The 16448-nt window shown below is 69.9% G+C and carries 12 protein-coding genes; 6 read left to right on the top strand and 6 right to left on the bottom strand.

Annotation, left to right across the window (positions count from 1 at the left end; translation table 11 throughout):
- Positions 1–45: 45 nt before the first annotated feature.
- Both ACIY1X_RS07765 and ACIY1X_RS07760 read left to right on the top strand, forming a co-directional pair.
- Positions 46–933: a carbon-nitrogen hydrolase gene (locus ACIY1X_RS07765; RefSeq protein ID WP_399679597.1), complete on the top strand. Its 888-nt coding sequence runs from the start codon at positions 46–48 to the stop codon at positions 931–933.
- Entirely contained in the window at positions 926–2119 is a 1194-nt protein-coding gene (locus ACIY1X_RS07760) for a TraB/GumN family protein (RefSeq protein WP_399679596.1), read from the top strand. Before ACIY1X_RS07765 ends, ACIY1X_RS07760 begins: the two co-directional genes overlap by 8 nt.
- A gap of 161 nt (positions 2120–2280) precedes the next feature.
- Here the strand turns inward: ACIY1X_RS07760 and ACIY1X_RS07755 are convergent, their stop codons facing one another.
- The 3 genes from ACIY1X_RS07755 to ACIY1X_RS07745 are packed head-to-tail and all read right to left on the bottom strand — an operon-like array spanning position 2281 to position 10043.
- Positions 2281–5373 carry an efflux RND transporter permease subunit gene (locus ACIY1X_RS07755; protein ID WP_399679594.1) on the bottom strand — a complete coding sequence of 1031 codons (3093 nt, stop codon included), beginning with the start codon at positions 5371–5373 and terminating at the stop codon, positions 2281–2283.
- The gene (locus ACIY1X_RS07750) at positions 5370–8894 is read right to left on the bottom strand and encodes an efflux RND transporter permease subunit (protein WP_399679592.1); all 3525 of its coding nucleotides are present in this window, start codon (positions 8892–8894) and stop codon (positions 5370–5372) included. Before ACIY1X_RS07750 ends, ACIY1X_RS07755 begins: the two co-directional genes overlap by 4 nt.
- Before the next feature lie 18 nt (positions 8895–8912).
- Positions 8913–10043 (bottom strand): efflux RND transporter periplasmic adaptor subunit, encoded by a 1131-nt coding sequence (locus ACIY1X_RS07745; protein ID WP_399679591.1) that lies wholly within the window; start codon positions 10041–10043, stop codon positions 8913–8915.
- A gap of 291 nt (positions 10044–10334) precedes the next feature.
- On the opposite strand from ACIY1X_RS07745, the gene ACIY1X_RS07740 reads away from it, so the two are divergent.
- Positions 10335–10652, top strand: a complete 318-nt coding sequence (locus ACIY1X_RS07740) for a c-type cytochrome (protein ID WP_399679588.1) — start codon at positions 10335–10337, stop codon at positions 10650–10652.
- 8 nt (positions 10653–10660) lie between these two features.
- Positions 10661–11089: a c-type cytochrome gene (locus ACIY1X_RS07735; protein ID WP_399679585.1), complete on the top strand. Its 429-nt coding sequence runs from the start codon at positions 10661–10663 to the stop codon at positions 11087–11089.
- A 100-nt stretch (positions 11090–11189) separates the two neighbouring features.
- Here ACIY1X_RS07735 and ACIY1X_RS07730 read toward each other — a convergent pair whose 3' ends face one another.
- Together ACIY1X_RS07730 and ACIY1X_RS07725 are read right to left on the bottom strand one after the other, a co-directional pair.
- Positions 11190–12968, bottom strand: a complete 1779-nt coding sequence (locus tag ACIY1X_RS07730; protein WP_399679583.1) for a hypothetical protein — start codon at positions 12966–12968, stop codon at positions 11190–11192.
- 12 nt (positions 12969–12980) lie between these two features.
- Complete coding sequence (locus ACIY1X_RS07725; protein ID WP_399679581.1) at positions 12981–13574, bottom strand: NfuA family Fe-S biogenesis protein; 594 nt, start codon at positions 13572–13574, stop codon at positions 12981–12983.
- Positions 13575–13644: 70 nt separating this feature from the next.
- Between ACIY1X_RS07725 and ACIY1X_RS07720 the strand changes: the two genes are divergently transcribed.
- Positions 13645–13986 (top strand): 4a-hydroxytetrahydrobiopterin dehydratase, encoded by a 342-nt coding sequence (locus tag ACIY1X_RS07720; RefSeq protein WP_399679578.1) that lies wholly within the window; start codon positions 13645–13647, stop codon positions 13984–13986.
- Positions 13987–14096: 110 nt separating this feature from the next.
- Here ACIY1X_RS07720 and ACIY1X_RS07715 read toward each other — a convergent pair whose 3' ends face one another.
- Positions 14097–15071, bottom strand: a complete 975-nt coding sequence (locus ACIY1X_RS07715) for an RluA family pseudouridine synthase (RefSeq protein ID WP_399679576.1) — start codon at positions 15069–15071, stop codon at positions 14097–14099.
- A 424-nt stretch (positions 15072–15495) separates the two neighbouring features.
- Between ACIY1X_RS07715 and ACIY1X_RS07710 the strand changes: the two genes are divergently transcribed.
- Positions 15496–16448: Rne/Rng family ribonuclease (locus ACIY1X_RS07710; protein ID WP_399679574.1), on the top strand; the 953-nt coding region annotated here is incomplete at its 3' end.

The following is a 16448-nucleotide window of genomic DNA, read 5'->3' as shown; positions in this document are numbered from 1 at the left end:
CGACCGTGGGTCGGCCCTGCACGGGGTCGGCCCTACAATGTCGGAATGACGAAGCGAACCCTCCCCGTCGCCCTGGTGCAGGAACGCAACCACGGCGATGCCGACGCCAACCTGGCGGTGATCGAACAGCGCGTCGCCGAAGCCGCCGGCAACGGCGCGAAGCTGGTGCTGCTGCAGGAACTGCACAACGGCGCCTACTTCTGCCAGCACCAGGACGTGTGCGAGTTCGACCTGGCCGAACCGATCCCCGGCCCGAGCACGCAGCGCCTTGGCGCGCTGGCGAAGCAGCACGGCGTGGTGATCGTCGGCTCGCTGTTCGAGCGCCGCGGCACCGGCCTGTACCACAACACCGCGGTGGTGCTGGAGCGCGACGGTTCGCTCGCCGGCAAGTACCGCAAGATGCACATCCCCGACGACCCCGGCTTCAACGAGAAGTTCTACTTCACGCCCGGCGACCTCGGCTTCCATCCCATCGACACTTCGGTCGGCCGCCTGGGCGTGCTGGTGTGCTGGGACCAGTGGTACCCGGAAGCGGCGCGGTTGATGGCGCTGGCCGGCGCCGAGCTGCTGCTCTACCCGACCGCGATCGGCTGGGACCCCGACGACGACCAGGCCGAGAAGGACCGCCAGCGCAACGCCTGGATCCTCAGCCACCGCGGCCACGCGGTCGCCAACGGCATGCCGGTGCTGTCGTGCAACCGCGTGGGCCACGAGCCTTCGCCGGTCGGGCGCTCGGGCATCGACTTCTGGGGCTCCAGCCACGTGCTCGGCCCGCAGGGCGAATTCCTGGCCGAAGCCTCGACCGACGCGCCGGAAGTGCTGATGGCCGAAGTGGACCTGCGCCGCAGCGAGGACGTGCGCCGGATCTGGCCGTTCCTGCGCGACCGCAGGATCGACGCCTACGGCGACCTGCTGAAGCGCTACCGTGACTGAGGCCGCCGCGCAGCCCACCGCCGTCGTCGAACGCGACGGCGTACGCTACACCCTGCTCGGCACCGCGCACGTGTCCCGCGCCAGCGTGGATGCGGTGCGCGCCGCCATCGCCGAGGGCGGCCACGACACCATCGCGGTCGAGCTCGACCCGCACCGCCTGCAGTCGCTGACCGACCCGGACGCGCTGGCCCGCCTGGACCTGGTCAAGGTCCTGCGCGAGGGCAAGACCGCGCTGTTCGCCGCCAATCTCGGCCTGGCCGCGTACCAGCGGCGCCTGGCCGAGCAGCTCGGAATCGAGCCCGGCGCCGAGCTCAAGGCCGCGGCCGAGGAAGCGCAGGCGCGCGGCCTGGACCTGGCGCTGATCGACCGCGACGTCGGCATCACTTTCCGGCGCGCGTCGCAGCGGCTGGGCTGGTGGGGCCGCGCGAAGCTGGTCGGCGGCCTGGTCGCGGCGCTGTTCGCCGACGAAAAGGTCGAGGAGGACGAGATCGAGAAGCTCAAGCAGGGCGACCTGCTGGAAGCCAGCTTCGGCGAATTCGCTGGCGAGAACCCGGAACTGTACGAAGCGGTGATCGCCGAGCGCGACCGCTACATGGCCGCGAACTTGCGCGAGCTGTCCACCGGCCGCGCCCGCGAGGTGCTGGCGGTGGTCGGCGCGGGCCACCTGCAGGGCCTGGCCCGGCACCTGCGCGAGGACGACGTCGCTCCCGCGGTGCTGCGCGCCGATCTCGAGGAGGTCGCGCCGAAATCCTCGTTCCCCTGGTTCACCACGCTGCTCGCCGTGTTCGTGCTGGGCGGCTTCGCCTGGGGCTTCTGGCACGGCGGCATCGATGTCGCCACCGAGCTGATGCTGTACTGGGTGCTGCTGACCGGCGTGCTCGGCGCGATCGGCTGCGCCGTCGCCGGCGGCCACCCGCTGAGCATCATCGCCGCGTTCGTGGCGTCGCCGGTGACGCCCCTGCACCCGGCGCTCGCCTCCGGCACGATCAGCGCGCTGGTCGAAGCCTGGATCCGCAAGCCGACCTACGGCGACTTCCTGTCCCTGCGCGACGACGTCGCCACGCTCAAGGGCTGGTGGCGCAACCGCGTCGCCCGCGTCCTGCTCAACTTCTTCCTCACCAGCCTCGGCACCGCCATCGGCGTCTGGCTCGGCGCCACCAAACTCCTCGGCGCCCTTCTCGGCTGATCGCCGGCTTTCCTTTTGCCACAGATTCCACGGATCAAGAGCGGATCAACACAGATACATCAAAAGTGGTTCGGGCGGATCTGCCAGCTCACCGCGAACCACTTCCATTCATATCCGTGTCGATCGCTTTTTGAATCTGTGAAATCTGTGGCCAAAAAACATCAAGCGGCGGCAGTGGCCTCTGGAGTGGACGCGGGTTTGCCGCGGGCGCGGCGGAGGATGCGGGTCATGCCGGTGCTGGTGTCGTCGAGGATGGCGTAGATGGTCGGGAGGAACAGCAGGCTGACCACCGTCGAGAACGCCAGGCCGCCCGCGATCGCCCGCGCCATCGGGAAATAGGCCGGGCCGTCGCCGCCGGCCGCGGTGTCGCTCAGCGCGATCGGGATCATCGCCAGGATCGCGGTGCCCATGGTCATCATGATCGGGCGCAGGCGCTCGCGGCTGCCCTCCACCAGCGCATCGGTGCGGCTCAGCCCGCGCCGGCGCAGGTTGTTGATGTGCTCCACCATCACGATGCCGTTGTTCACCACCACGCCCATCAGCACCAGGATGCCGATGAACGCCATGATGTTGAACTCGGTCCCGGTCATCCAGAACAGCCAGAACACGCCGAAGATCGAGAACAGCACGCCGCTCATGATCGCCGACGGGAACAGCAACGACTCGAACACCGCCGCCATCACCACATAGATCATCACCAGTGCGATCAGCAGGTTGAAGAACATCTGGTTGAGCGCTTCCTCGTCGCTCATGAACTCCAGGTCCTCGAACGTGTACGAGTAGCCGGCCGGGAACGAGACCCCGTCGAGGGTGCTGGAGATCGCCTTGCGTGCGTCGGGCATGGTCACGTCCGGCGCCAGGTTGGCGGTGATCGTCAGCGTGGTCTGGCGGTTGGTGCGCTCGATCCGGGTCGCCGCCGGGCGCTGCTCCACGTCGACCATCGCCAGCAGCGGCACGCTGCGGCCGTCACTGGCGCGCACGGTGAAGCTGGCCAGGTCCTCGGTGCTGTACTCGTCGGCGCCGGCGAAGCGGACCCAGACCGGCACCTCGCTGTCGCCGCGGCGGAACTCGCGCAGCGGTGCGCCGCGCAGGGCCAGGCCGACGAAGCTGGCCACTTCCTGCGCGCTGAAGCCGAACGCGGCCGCGCGCTCGCGGTCCACCCGCACCGCCAGCTCGGTGTTGCGGTCGCCGCTGTCCACGCGCACGTCGCGCAGTTCCTTGCGGTGCGACAGCATCGGCACGACGTCGTTGGCCAGCTCGACCAGGGTCTCGGTGGAATCGCCGACCAGGCGCACCTCCACCTTCTTCGAATCCATGCCGCCGCCGCCCTGCCCGCCCGGGCCGCCGATGCCGATCCTGGCCAGCGCCGATTTCGGCAGGCCCTCGCGGATCTTCTCGGTGATCTCGTTGGAGCGCTTGGGATCCTTGGTGTCCAGCTCCACCCAGGTGCGGGCCCAGCCCTGCTCGCTGTAGCGCGAATACACCTGCTCGATGCCCCAGTCCTCGCGGTGCTGGTCCAGGTAGGCCTCGACCTTGGCCACCTCGGCGGACATCTGCTCCTTGGTGTAGGCGCCCTGCCACTGGTAGAAGATCTCGACCTCGCCGATGTCCTCGCCGCCGAACATGTTGACGGTCATCAGCTTCATCGGCACGAAGCTCACCAGCACGATCATCAGGATGCCCAGCAGGCTGGCGCCGCGGTGCTCCAGGGTCCAGCGCAGGAAGCGCGCGTAGCGCCCCTGCAGGCGGCGGATGATGCCGCCCTCGTCCATCACCGCCGGCGGCGTCTTCATCTTCGCCGACAGCATCGGGATCAGGCTCACCGCCACCAGCCACGAGGCCAGCAGCGAAACGCAGATCGTGATCGCGATCTGGCCCATGTAGATGGACAGCATGTTGCGCTCGCCGAACAGGTTCGGCACGAACACGATGCAGTGGCACAAGGTGCCGGCCGACAGCGCGATCGCCACGTGCCGGGTGCCGATGATCGACGCCAGGCGCGGCTTGCCGGGCATGCGCTCGCGTTCCTGGTAGATGCTTTCGACCACCACGACCGCGTTGTCCACCAGCATGCCGATCGCCAGCAACAGGCCCATCATCGTCAGGATGTTGAGCGTGACCCCGGCGAAGTACATGAACCCCAGGGTCATGATGAAGCAGATCGGAATCGCCAGGGTGACCATCAGCGTCGACGGCCAGTGGCGCAGGAAGAAGAACAGCACCGCGATCGACAGGACCAGGCCGATCGCGCCGGCCTCGGCCAGGCTCTTCAACGAGGTGATGACGTTCTCGCCCTGGTCGTAGCGCACGTCGATGGTGATGCCGTCGGTTCCGCGCTCGGCCTTGATCGCGTCCACTTCCGCGAGCACCGCGCGCGAGACCGCGACCAGGTTGGCGTCGCGCTCCTTGAACACGTCGATGCCGACCGAAGGATGCCCGTCCACCCGGCGCCCGTAGGGCATGCGCTCCGGCTTGAGCCGGATCTCGGCGATGTCGGCCAGGCGCACGCCGTCGGCGACCACCAGGTCGCGCAGTTCCTGCAGGTTGCGCAGCTCGCCGATCGGCTGCACCCGCAGGCGCTGGCCGTGGGCGTCGATCTGCCCGGCCGAGACCGAGAAGTTGATCGCGCGCAGTCGCTGGGTGAGCTGGTTCAGGCCCAAGCCGGTGGCGTTGAGCCGGTCCGGGTCGATGGCGATCTCGACCTCGTTCTCCGGCGCGCCCTCCACCTCGACCTTGGCCACGCCGGGGATGCGCTCCAGCCGGCGCTTGTAGGTGCGCTCGATGCGGTCGTATTCGCGGGTCAGGTCCAGGCTCGCGCTGGTCAGGCGCAGGCTAATCGCCGGATCGTCCGAGGTCGACCACTTGAAGACGCCGTAGCGCTGGAAATCGTCGGGCAGCTCGTCGCGGATCGCGTCGATCCGCTCGCGCGCCTCGGCCGCGGCGATCTCGGTGTCGCGCTCCCAGTCGGAGAACAGGATGAACACGCCGGCCGACTCGGCGGTCGCGTTGCCCTGCATGCTCTTGATGTCGGTGAGCGTGGACAGCGCCTCCTCCGCCGGGCGCAGGATCATCCGCTCCACTTCCTCCGGGGTCGAGCCCGGGTACGGAAGGTGCACGTAGATGAAAGGGGCCGAGACGTCCGGCATCGCCTCCAGCGGCAGGCGCACGGCCGCGATCAGGCCGATCACGACCATCGACACGAACAACATGATGGTCGTGACCGGACGGCGGATGCTGAGCTCGGCGACGCTCATGCGTGGCCCTCGCCCAACGGATCGGCGTCATGGTCGATCAGGTCGGCGGCGGCCGCCGCGTCGCGGCGCGCGCGGCGCACGCGCTCGACGTAGTAGTCGTCGGCGCGGCGGTCGAGCAGGTCGTACACGACCGGGATCACCACCAGGGTCAGCAGGGTCGAGACCAGCAGGCCGCCGATCACGGTGATCGCCATCGGCGAGCGCACCTCGGCGCCGGCGCCCACGGCGATCGCCAGCGGCAGGAAGCCGAACAGCGTGCACAGCGTGGTCATGATGATCGGGCGCAGGCGCGAGCGCGCGCCTTCCACCAGCGCCTCGCGCTTGGCCACGCCGGCCTCGCGCAGCTGGTTGACCTTGTCGATCAGGATGATCGCGTTCTTCACCACCAGCCCGACCAGCAGGATCAGGCCGATGAACACCACCACCGACACCGCCGAGCGGGTCAGCAGCAGCGCCAGCACCGCGCCGACCAGCGCCAGCGGAATGGTGAACAGGATCACGAACGGGTGCAGCAGCGACTCGAACTGCGAGGCCATCACCAGGTAGACCAGGAACACGGCCAGGCCGAACGCGAACAGCAGAGAGCGCACCGATCGGTCGAGCTCCTCGCCCTGGCCGCCGATGTGCATGCCGATCTCCGCGCCCAGCGGATCGTTCGCCACCATCGCGCGCACTTCCTGCACTGCGGTGCCCAGGTCGATGTCGCGCAGGTTGGCCGAGACCACCGCCACCCGCACCTGGTCGGCGCGATGGATCTCGCTCGGCCCGATGCCCGGCACCACGTCGGCCACCGCCGACAGCCGCACCGGGCTGCTGCTGCCCGGATTGACGATCAGGTTGCGGATGTCGTCGATCGAGGCGCGCTCGCTTTCGTCCACGCGCACGAGCACGTCGATCTTGCGGTCGCGGAACGAGTAGCGGGTCGCCACTTCGCCGCGCACTTTCTTCACCACCACGTCGGCGATCTGCCGGGTGGTCATGCCCAGCGCCGCCGCGCGCTCCTGGTCGAAGCGCACCTGCACCTCGGGGAAGCCCTGCTCGACGGTCGAGGTGACGTCGGCGTAGTGCTCGTTGGCGCGCAGCATCGCCGCCAGCTTGCGCCCCGCCGCCTCGATCGACTCGAGGTCGCGGCCGCTGAGCTCGATCTCCAGCGGCGTGGACAGGCTGAACAGCTCCGGTCGGCTGAAATCGACCTGCGCCCCGGCCTCGCCGGCCATGGTCGCGCGCAGCTTCTCGGTGAGCGCGACCTCGACCGCGTCGTTGCCGCCGTCCTTCATCACCACGGTGAGCTTGGCGATGTTCTCGCCGCTTTCGGTCGGGCTCGCGTCCAGGCGCGTTCCGGAGCCGCTGACCCCGTACAGCGCGTGCACCCGCGGATCGCCCTCGTTGGCCTGCTGCACCCGGCGCAGCAGCGCGTCGGTCTCGCGCAGCGGCGTGCCCGGCGGCAGCTTCACGGTCATCTCGAAGCGGTCCTGGGCGAGCTGCGGGATCAGGTCGGCACCGAGCATCGGCACCGCCAGCAGGGTCAGCGCGAACGCGCCCACGGCGATCGCCAGCACCCGGCCCGGGCGCTGCAGCGCGGCTGGCAGCAACCGCAGGTACAGGCCCTCGGCGCGCGAGTACGGCCACATCGCCAGGTCGCTGGCCTTGCGCATCACCGGGCCGACCACCGCGACCAGGCCGCGCCAGGCGCGCACGAACAGCCAAGCGATGCCGAACACCGCACCGCGCACCGCGGCGCCGATGCCACGTCCGCCGACCGCGATCGGCTTCTGCCAGCGACGCGCCGGCTCCCAGCGCGGGTGCGGCGCTTCCTCGGGGAAGGCCAGCGGCGCGCGGCCCTTGAGCGAGGACAGCATCGGGATCAGGGTCATCGCCACCAGCAGCGACACGCCGATCGCGATCGCCACGGTCAGGGCCTGGTCGCGGAACAGTTGCCCGGCGATGCCTTCCACGAACACCAGCGGCAGGAACACCGCGATCGTGGTCAGGGTGGAGGCGATGACCGCCATGCTGACTTCGCTGGTGCCCTCCACCGCCGCGCGGACGATGCCGAGCCCGCGTTCGCGCGCCTTGGCGATGGATTCCAGGACCACGATCGAGTCGTCCACCACCAGGCCGGTGGCGAGTGCCAGGCCGCCCAACGACATCACGTTCAGGCTCAGGTCGAGCTGGTCCATGAAGAAGAACGTGGTGACGATCGATACCGGCAGCGACAGCGACACCACGAAGGTGCTCCAGCCGTCGCGCAGGAACAGGAAGATCACCAGGATCGCGAGGATGCCGCCGATCACCGCGTCCTTCTTCACGTCGAAGATGGCCTCGCGGATGAACTGCGACTGGTCCTCGACCACGGTCAGCTCGATGTCGTCCGGCACCTGCTGGCGGATTTCGGCGAGCTTCGCCTCGATCGCGTCGGCCGTGGCGACCGTGTTCGCGTCGCCTTCCTTGTAGACCGCCAGCTCGACCGCCTCGTGGCCGCCGAGGCGGATGATCGCCTCGCGTTCCTTGTAGCCCTGGGTGACGGTGGCGACATCCTTCAGCCGCACCGGCATGCCGTTGGCCGGCGCCGAACCGCCGCCCGCGCTGCGCGCGCCCATCGCCGCCGCCAGCACCGCGGCGTCGCCGGACGCGGCGGCCACGCGCGCTACCTCATCCGCAGCGCTGCTGCCGCCGCTGGACACCGTGCGGGTGGTCACCAGCATCTCGCGGATTTCGTCCACGCTGGCGAACTGGTTGACGGTGCGCACCAGGAAGCGGCGCGAACCTTCCTCCAGGCGCCCGCCGGAGATGTTGATGTTCTCCTGCTGCAGGCGCTGGATCACGGTCTCGATCGGCACGCCGAGCTGGGCCAGTTTCTGCTGGTCGATCGCGACCTGGATCTCGTCCTCGAGGCCGCCGCCCACCTTCACCGCGGCCACGCCCTCGACCGGCTCCAGCTTGCGCTTGAGGTCGTCGTCTGCGTAGCGGCGCAAGCGGGTGAGTTCGGCCAGCGATTCCTCGCCCGCCTGCGCGCCCTTGGCCGACAGCACCAGGCGCATGATCGGCGCGGTGGAGGGATTGAAGCGCAACAGCACCGGCGCCTTGGCCTCCATCGGCAGGTTCAGCGCCTCCATCTTGTCGCGGACTTCGAGGCTGGCCTTGTCCATGTCGGTGCCCCAGGCGAACTCGAGCACCACGTCGCTCTGCCCGGTGCGCGACACCGACTTCAGCTTGCGCAGCCCCTTGACCACGCCGACCGCCTCTTCCACCGGCTCGGTAATCAGGGTCTCGATCTCGGCCGGCGCGGCACCCGTGTATTCGGTGCGCACCGTCAGCGTCGGGTAAGTGAGGTCGGGCAGCAGGTTGACCTTCAGGCTGGACAGCGCGATCAGGCCGAACAGCAGGAAGGTGACGGTCGCCATCGCCACGGTCACCCGGCGGCGGGTGGCGAACTCGACCAGGCTCATCGAACGATGCGGCGCAGGCACCGGCGCGCGGTTGCCCGGCACGCGGTCATGCGGCGTGGAGTGATTCGGCACGGGGCGTCCCTCGTCGGCTCAGCGTGCGGAATTGGCGGCCGGGGTCACGGCCCCGGGCGATTCGTTGTTACCGGCTACCTGGCGATCGGCTTCCACCATCGCGGGACCGCCGACCACCTGCACCGGACTGCCTTCGCGCAGCGCGACCTTGCCCGCGGTGACCACGCGCTCGCCGGCCTTCAGGCCCTTGGTCACCTCGACCCACTGCCCGTCCATGTAACCCAGGGTCACCGGAATGCGCACGGCCTTGCCCTCGCGCACGGCGTAGACCGCGGCCTCGCCCTCGTCCTCGAGCAGCGCGGTGCGCGGCATCACCAGCGCGTCGGTGCGCTGGTCGTGCTCGATCCGGAAGCGGCCGAACATGCCCGGCTGCAGCACGCCGTCGTTGGCGAACGCGGTGATCACGCGGAAGGTGCCGCTGCCGGCGTCCACGACCGGCGCGATGCGGTCGATGCGGCCATCGAACTTGCGCCCGGGCAGCGCGTCCACCTGCAGTTGCACCTGCATGCCGGGCTTGAGCGAGGCGATCTCGCGCTCGGGCACGTTGAGCGTGGCCTCGAGCTCGCCGGTGTCCACGATCCGGATGATCGGCGTGTTGATCTGCACGAAGTTGCCCGGCTTGATCGAACGCTGCGCGACCACGCCGGAGATCGGCGCGCGCACGCTGGCGTAGGACACCTCCAGGTTGGACAGGCGGTTGGCCGCGCGGGCGTTGGCCAGGTCGAACTTGAGCTGGTCGAAGTCGTTGGCGCTGATCAGGTTCTGCTCGTGGAGGGTCTGCGCGCGCGCGAAGTTCGCTTCGAGCTTGCGCACCTGCGCGGCGGTCTGCGCCGCCTGCAGCTGCGCGCGCGCCGAGTCGAGCTTCACCAGCACCTGGCCGGCGTGCACGTACTGGCCTTCCTCGGCGTACACCTCCAGGGCGACACCGGAGGTCTTCGCCACCACCTGCGACTCGCCGCGCGCTTCCAGCGCCGCGGTGCCGGTGAAGCTCGCCGAGATCGGGCGCCGGGCCACGGCGGCCACTTCCACCGGCACGGCCTCGGGCGCCCTGGCCTCGGCCTGGGCGCCTTCCGCGCCCGGGCCGCCGCCCTTCCCGCAGGCGCCCAGCGCCAGCACCCCCGGCACCAGCAGGCACAGCAGGAGTGGCACCAGATAAGGCGATCGGCCACGGCGAAGGTCGGTCGGGGGCGTCATGGGGGCGGCTCGTTTGTTGGTGTTGTAGGAAGGTATATCACCCGTGCCTCGGCGCGGAATCCGCCAGAGGTCATGGTGGCTTTTGGAGGAACGTCGAAGACGCGTCGGGGCAGGCGCGGTTCCCGGCACACGCGCTGCCATTGGAGGTGGCATCCCAAGGATGGATACGGTGAGCGACTTTTGGGTTGCGAGTCTGAACGTCGCTATACTGATGCGATTGCTCCTCTCTCACTCGCGGACAAGTCGATGATCCGATCGTTGTTGCTTGCTTCCTGCCTGGCGCTCGTCGCGCCGGCGGCCCTCGCACAGACCCAGGGCGACGCCGAGCACGGCCGCCAGCTCGCCTACACCTGCCAGGGCTGCCACGGCGTCACCGGCTACAAGAACGCGTACCCGAACTACCACGTGCCGAAGCTGGGCGGCCAGTCCGAGGTCTACCTGGTCAACGCGCTCACCGAGTACCAGCTGGGCAAGCGCAAGCACCCGACGATGCAGGCCCAGGCGGAAAGCTTCTCCGCCCAGGACATCGCCGACATCGCCGCCTTCCTGTCCAGCCTGAAGTGAGCCGCGCCATGAAGACCCTACCCATCGTGCTGCTCGCCAGCCTCGCCCTCGCCGCCTGCTCCCCCGCCGGGGACACCCCCGCCGAGCACTCCTCCGCCGACCGTGCCGCCGGCCACACCAGCTCCTCCGCCGGCATTCCCGCCGGGCGCGCCGACATCGGCGAGCAGCTCGCCACCACCAAGCAGGAAGCCACCGGCCAGGCCTGCGTGGATTGCCACGGCCCGTCGGGCACCGCGCCGATCGACCCGAGCTACCCGATCATCGGCGGCCAGTACCACGACTACATCGCGCACTCGCTGCAGATGTACCGCGACGGCGACCGCAGCCACGCGCTGATGGCCTCGCAGGCCAAGGGCCTCACCGACCAGCAGATCGCCGACCTCGCCGCCTACTTCGGCTCCCAGCCCTCCCCCCTGCGCGACCTCAGCGGCCTGTAAACCAGGATCAACCTGACCCTGTAGAGCCGACCCACGGTCGGCTCTTGTTTTTTCAAAGGTCGCCCGACCATGGGTCGGGCGTTACGGGCGGGTCACCCCTTCACCCCGCCGGCTGATCCAACGCCTCCTGGTTTTCCTGCAACTCCGGCTTCCACGGAATCTCCGGCGCCGGCCGCGCGGTCGCTTCCTGGTCCTGCATGTTCGGATCGTCGATGCCGCAGCCACCGCCCAGCTGCAGCAGCGACACCACGCAGTGGATCTTCTTCGACGTGCCGGGGATGCGGATCGCGACTTCGCGGATGCCGCGCCGCACCCATTCCTCCAGCAGCGTGCCGCCCGGCAGCCAGTACTCGTCGAAACGCGTCGGCGTGTAATCGATCGGCGGACGCTTGAGCCAGGTACCGGCGCGGTCCAGGTCGGCGATCTCGGTCTCGAGCACGCCGTCTGGCCCCAGCATGCCGTCGCCCACGGTGCCGGGCGGCAGCTTCACCCGGCCGCTTTCGTCGAACAGGCCCGAGCCGCCGCCGGCCTGCCCGCCCGCCTGGTTGCGGTCGCCGATGCCCCAGTCGGTGCCCGCCTGCGGGCTGGTCCAGGCGCCGGCGGCCTCGCCGGGTTTCGGGCCCGCGCCCTCGCCGGCCAGGGCGCCCTGCACGCCGCCCGCCTGCGCCGAGCGGCCGCCGGCCTCGCCGGCCGGCGCGCCCGCGGTCGTGCCGCCGCCTTGGGCCTGCGGCACCGCGCCGGCATCGCTGCTGCTGCCACTCCCGGCGGGCGCCCCGCCGGGCATCGGCAGCGAAGCCACTCCGGTCGCCAGGCCGGGCACCGTCACCGTCGCCGAAGGCGTGGCCACCGGGGTGCGGGCGGCGCCGGCAACCGGCGCCACCGCGCCGGGCAGCGATTCGACCTCCGCCTCGAGCCCGGGCACGCGCACCTGCACCGGCCGCGCCTGGATGCTGCGCAGGCTGGTGCCGGGCAGCGGCGGTGCCGGCGCCGGCAAGGCCTGTGGTGCGGTCTCCAGCTCGGGCACGCGCACCGCAGCGACCGGCGCCTCCACCGCGCGCCGGGTCGTCGTCGGCCGCTCGAACCGCTGGATCGATTCCACTTCGGTCGCCAGCTCCGGCACCTGCACCGTGAAGCGCGTATCCGGCACCGCCACCTCGGTCACCTGCAGCGGTTGCAGCGCGGGGGCGGCTTCCTCGGGCGCCGGCTCCGGCGCGGCCGCGGGCGGCGCCGGCACCGGCTCGGGCGCGGGCTCGGGTTCACGGGTCGCCACCGCCGGTGGTGGCGGGGCGGATTCGGTGGCGCGTGCGGGCGCCGGCGCCGGCGCGGGGTGCGCAGGGGCCTGCGCGCTACGCGGCGCCGCCGACGGGGCGGCGGCCGCCGGTTCCGGCGCGGGACCGCTGGGCGCGCCGCCGCCCAACTCCTGCGGCGTGCCCACGCCGATGAATTCGACCTGGATCACCTCTTCCCCCGGTGGTGGCGGCGCTCCGCCCCAACGGGCATAGGCCAGCCAGATGAGGAAGATCGCCAGGACCAGTTCCACCACCAACGTGATCACCATCGCGGCGATCCGCTGCGCGCGGCTGTCCGCGCCGCTGGGCGCCCACTCCTGCCGCCACAGCGTGGTGAACGCCTCCCAGTCGCTCAGCGCCGCAACCGCACGCGGCGCAGGGCGTGGCTCGCGCGCAAGGAAGATCGCGATGATCGCGTCGGCGGTGGCGCCGCGGATCCGCCCGGCCTGCTCGCGCAGGCTCGCGAACCACGCCCGCCAGCCCGGCGGGAACTCGCCGACCGGGCGCTCCGGGCGCAACGAACGCACGGTGCGACGGCGCAGGGCCTCGATCAGTTCGGCGGCGGTGAACATCCGTGAGGAACCGCTCACGCCGGGCATGGGTCAGGCCACGCTGCGCGGCACGTAGGGCGCTTCGCCGGTGTCGTGGTCGGTGGCGTCGCGGACCGCGGTCACCCCGGGCACCTTCGCGAACAGGGTCTTCTCGATGCCGTTCTTCAGGGTCATGTCGACCATGCCGCAGCCATGGCAGCCGCCACCGAAGCGCAACACCACGACGCCCTCGGCGGTGACCTCCTGCAAGGCCACCATGCCCCGGTGCATCGCCAGCTGCGGATTGACCTCGTGTTCGATCACCCAGCGCACCCGTTCCACCAGCGACGCGGATTCGGGCGGCGCCTCGCCCTTGATCTTCGGTGCGCGGATCTGCAACTGCCCGCCGGTGGGCTTCTGCTCGTAGTCGATCCGGGCACCGTCGAGGAAGGGTACGCTGGCCGCGTCCACCCACAATGTGAAGCCCGCGCAATCAATCGCCCACTCGTCCCCGGCCAGGTCGGCGGGCTCGGCGAACTCCAGGCGCACGTCCGCCTTCACGGTGCCGGGCTGGTATGCGGACAGCCGCACCCCGAGCCCCGGCAGCGCCTCGCGCTCGATCAGCTTGCGGAAATGCGCCTGCGCGGCGTCCGAGATGTCAATCATGATGGCCCTCGATCATGGGGGCTATTCTACGGACTCGTCACGTAACGTTTGCCCAAGGCAGGAGTCCCCCATGAGCGACCTCGTCCCCCTCGCCCAGGCCCACTGCATCCCCCGCCGCGGCAGCGAGCACCGCCTGCCCGAGGCGCGGGTGCGGGAACTGCTGCCGGAGCTCCCCGGCTGGGAGCTCGCGGAGGAAGGCAAGGCGCTCGTGCGCACGTTCACGTTCAAGGACTACTACCGGACGATGTCCTTCGTGAACGCGCTGGCGCACATGGCCAACCGCGAAGATCACCACCCCGACCTCTCGGTCCACTACGACCGCTGCGTCGTCCGCTACTCCACCCACGACGTCGGCGGGCTCTCCGAGAACGACTTCATCTGCGCCGCCCGCGCTTCCGCCCTCGCTGACTGAATTTTTTGGCCACAGATTTCACAGATTCAAAAGGATCAAAAAGAAAAAAAGCGCGGCCTTTTATTTGAGTTTCTCTGTGTGAATCCGCTTTTGATCCTCGAAATCTGTGGCTAAAGACTGTCCAACACCGCGGTGAGGTCGGGTGGCAGGGGGGCGTTGAGGAGGTAGGGGGTGCGGCCGGCGTCGAGGGTGAATTCGAGGCTGGCGGCGTGCAGGAACAGGCGGCGCAGGCCGGCCTTGTCGCGCAGGCGCTTGTTGGCCTCCGGGTCGCCGTACTTGTCGTCGCCGGCCACCGGATGGCCGATGTGCGCCGCGTGCACCCGGATCTGGTGAGTGCGGCCGGTGGCGATCCTCACCTCGCACCACGACTGCCCGCCGCGCCGTTCCAGTGCCCGGAAATGGCTCAACGACGGCTTGCCCTGCGGCGACACCTGCACGTGGCGCTCCCCGCCCTGGCGCAGGCCCACGTGCAGCGGCGCGTCCACGCTCATCACCCCGTCGGGCATCCGCCCCAGCAGCAGCGCCAGGTAGCGCTTCTCGATGCCGCCAGCGTGCTCGTCACGCAGCAGCGCCTGCAGTTCCGACAGCGCCGAGCGCTTTTTCGCCACCACCAGCAGCCCCGACGTGTCGCGGTCCAGCCGGTGCACCAGCTCCAGCGACTCGCGCGGGCGCAGCGCGCGCAGGGTCTCGATCGCGCCGAAGGAGATGCCGCTGCCGCCGTGGCTCGCCACGCCGGAGGGCTTGTTGATCGCCAGCAGGCGCGCGTCCTCGAACACGATGCTGGCCTGCATCGCCTCCAGCAGGCCCCTGGACGGGGTGCCCTTTTCCGCCGCCGGCGCCAGCCGGACGGGCGGGATCCGCACCTCGTCGCCCGGCTCCAGCTTGCGCTCGGCCTTGGCTCGGCCCCCGTTCACCCGGACCTGGCCCGAGCGGACCAGCTTGTAAACCAGGCTGCGCGGGGCGCGCTTGAGCTGGCCCAGCAGGAAGTTGTCCAGGCGCTGTCCGCCGCGGTCCTCGGGCACCCGGACCGTGCGGGCGCTGGCCGCCCGGCCCTGCCCGGCGCCTGTGTCTTCTGAATGGGCCATCGCCTGCCTTGATCTGCTACACTCGCCGGGCGAGATAAGGGTTTGATTTCGCAGGGAGTTAACCAGGGCCGAAAGCCCCCCTCCCTTCGATTCCGGCAGCAGTGCGCGACCACCGCCCCCGGGGCGGCCATGTTAGCGGCTCGCCGGCAAGCCCGGCCATCGCCCGGCGCGTCAGACGCCGGCGCTGAACAAATCCACCCGAGCGTGGCGCCTCGCCTGAAGTCCCGAACGGACACCGGCCGCGGCGCGACACCGGCCCGCAACACGGAAAGATCGAACAAGCGCTCCCGCGGCCCGCCGTGGTGTCGTAGCGCTGGAACACTCGAAGGCCCCGCCGCAGCCAGTTGGCGCGGCGGAGCCGCGGTATCCAGAGGCGAAACGCCCACGGCGTCGTCGCGCGGACAAGCGCGCGAGGAACGCCACAATGAAAAGAATGCTCATCAACGCGACGCAGGCGGAAGAACTGCGGGTCGCGATCGTCGATGGACAGACCCTGTACGACATCGACATCGAGCAGCCGTCGAAGGAGCAGAAGAAGTCCAACATCTACAAGGGCCGCATCACCCGGCTCGAACCCTCGCTCGAGGCCGCCTTCGTCGAATACGGCGGCGAGCGCCACGGCTTCCTGCCGCTGAAGGAAATCTCCCGCGACTACTTCCAGGCCGGCGTCGACCCGAACAAGGCCGGCCTCAAGGAACTGCTGCGCGAGGGCCAGGAAGTCGTCGTCCAGGTGGACAAGGAAGAGCGCGGCAACAAGGGCGCCGCGCTGACCACCTTCATCTCGCTGGCCGGCCGCTACATGGTGCTGATGCCGAACTCGCCGACCGCCGGCGGCGTCTCGCGCCGGATCGAGGGCGAGGACCGCGCCGAGCTGAAGAAGGCCATGGACGCGCTGACCATCCCCGACGACATGGGCGTGATCATCCGCACCGCCGGCGTCGGCCGCGACGCCGAAGAATTGCAGTGGGACCTGGACTACCTGCTGAGCGTGTGGAAGGCGGTGGCCGAGGCCGCGCTGAGCAAGCCCGCGCCGTTCCTGATCTACCAGGAATCGCGCCTGATCATCCGCGCCCTGCGCGACTACATGCGCCCGGACATCGGCGAGATCCTGGTGGACACGCCGGAAATGTACGAGGAGGCCCGCGAGTTCGTGCAGCAGGTCATGCCGCACAACCTGCGCAAGCTCAAGCATTACACCGACGACGTCCCCCTGTTCAACCGCTTCCAGATCGAGTCCCAGATCGAGAACGCCTACGAGCGCGAAGTGCGCCTGCCCTCCGGCGGCGCGCTGGTGATCGACCAGACCGAGGCGCTGACCGCGATCGACGTCAACTCGGCGCGCGCCACCAAGGGCGGCGACATCGAGGAGACCGCGTT

This window comes from Xenophilus sp. (assembly GCF_044462705.1).
In the GTDB taxonomy this organism is placed as follows: domain Bacteria; phylum Pseudomonadota; class Gammaproteobacteria; order Burkholderiales; family Burkholderiaceae_C; genus Xenophilus; species Xenophilus azovorans.
This window is presented reverse-complemented; position numbering and strand designations above follow the sequence as displayed.

Bases quoted from the DNA above. Each gene is read 5' to 3' on its own strand.
- ACIY1X_RS07765 (WP_399679597.1), top strand. From the start codon at position 46: ATGACGAAGCGAACCCTCCCCGTCGCCCTGGTGCAGGAACGCAACCAC.
- ACIY1X_RS07755 (WP_399679594.1), bottom strand. From the start codon at position 5,373: ATGAGCGTCGCCGAGCTCAGCATCCGCCGTCCGGTCACGACCATCATG.
- ACIY1X_RS07740 (WP_399679588.1), top strand. From the start codon at position 10,335: ATGATCCGATCGTTGTTGCTTGCTTCCTGCCTGGCGCTCGTCGCGCCG.
- ACIY1X_RS07735 (WP_399679585.1), top strand. From the start codon at position 10,661: ATGAAGACCCTACCCATCGTGCTGCTCGCCAGCCTCGCCCTCGCCGCC.
- ACIY1X_RS07725 (WP_399679581.1), bottom strand. From the start codon at position 13,574: ATGATTGACATCTCGGACGCCGCGCAGGCGCATTTCCGCAAGCTGATC.
- ACIY1X_RS07720 (WP_399679578.1), top strand. From the start codon at position 13,645: ATGAGCGACCTCGTCCCCCTCGCCCAGGCCCACTGCATCCCCCGCCGC.
- ACIY1X_RS07715 (WP_399679576.1), bottom strand. From the start codon at position 15,071: ATGGCCCATTCAGAAGACACAGGCGCCGGGCAGGGCCGGGCGGCCAGC.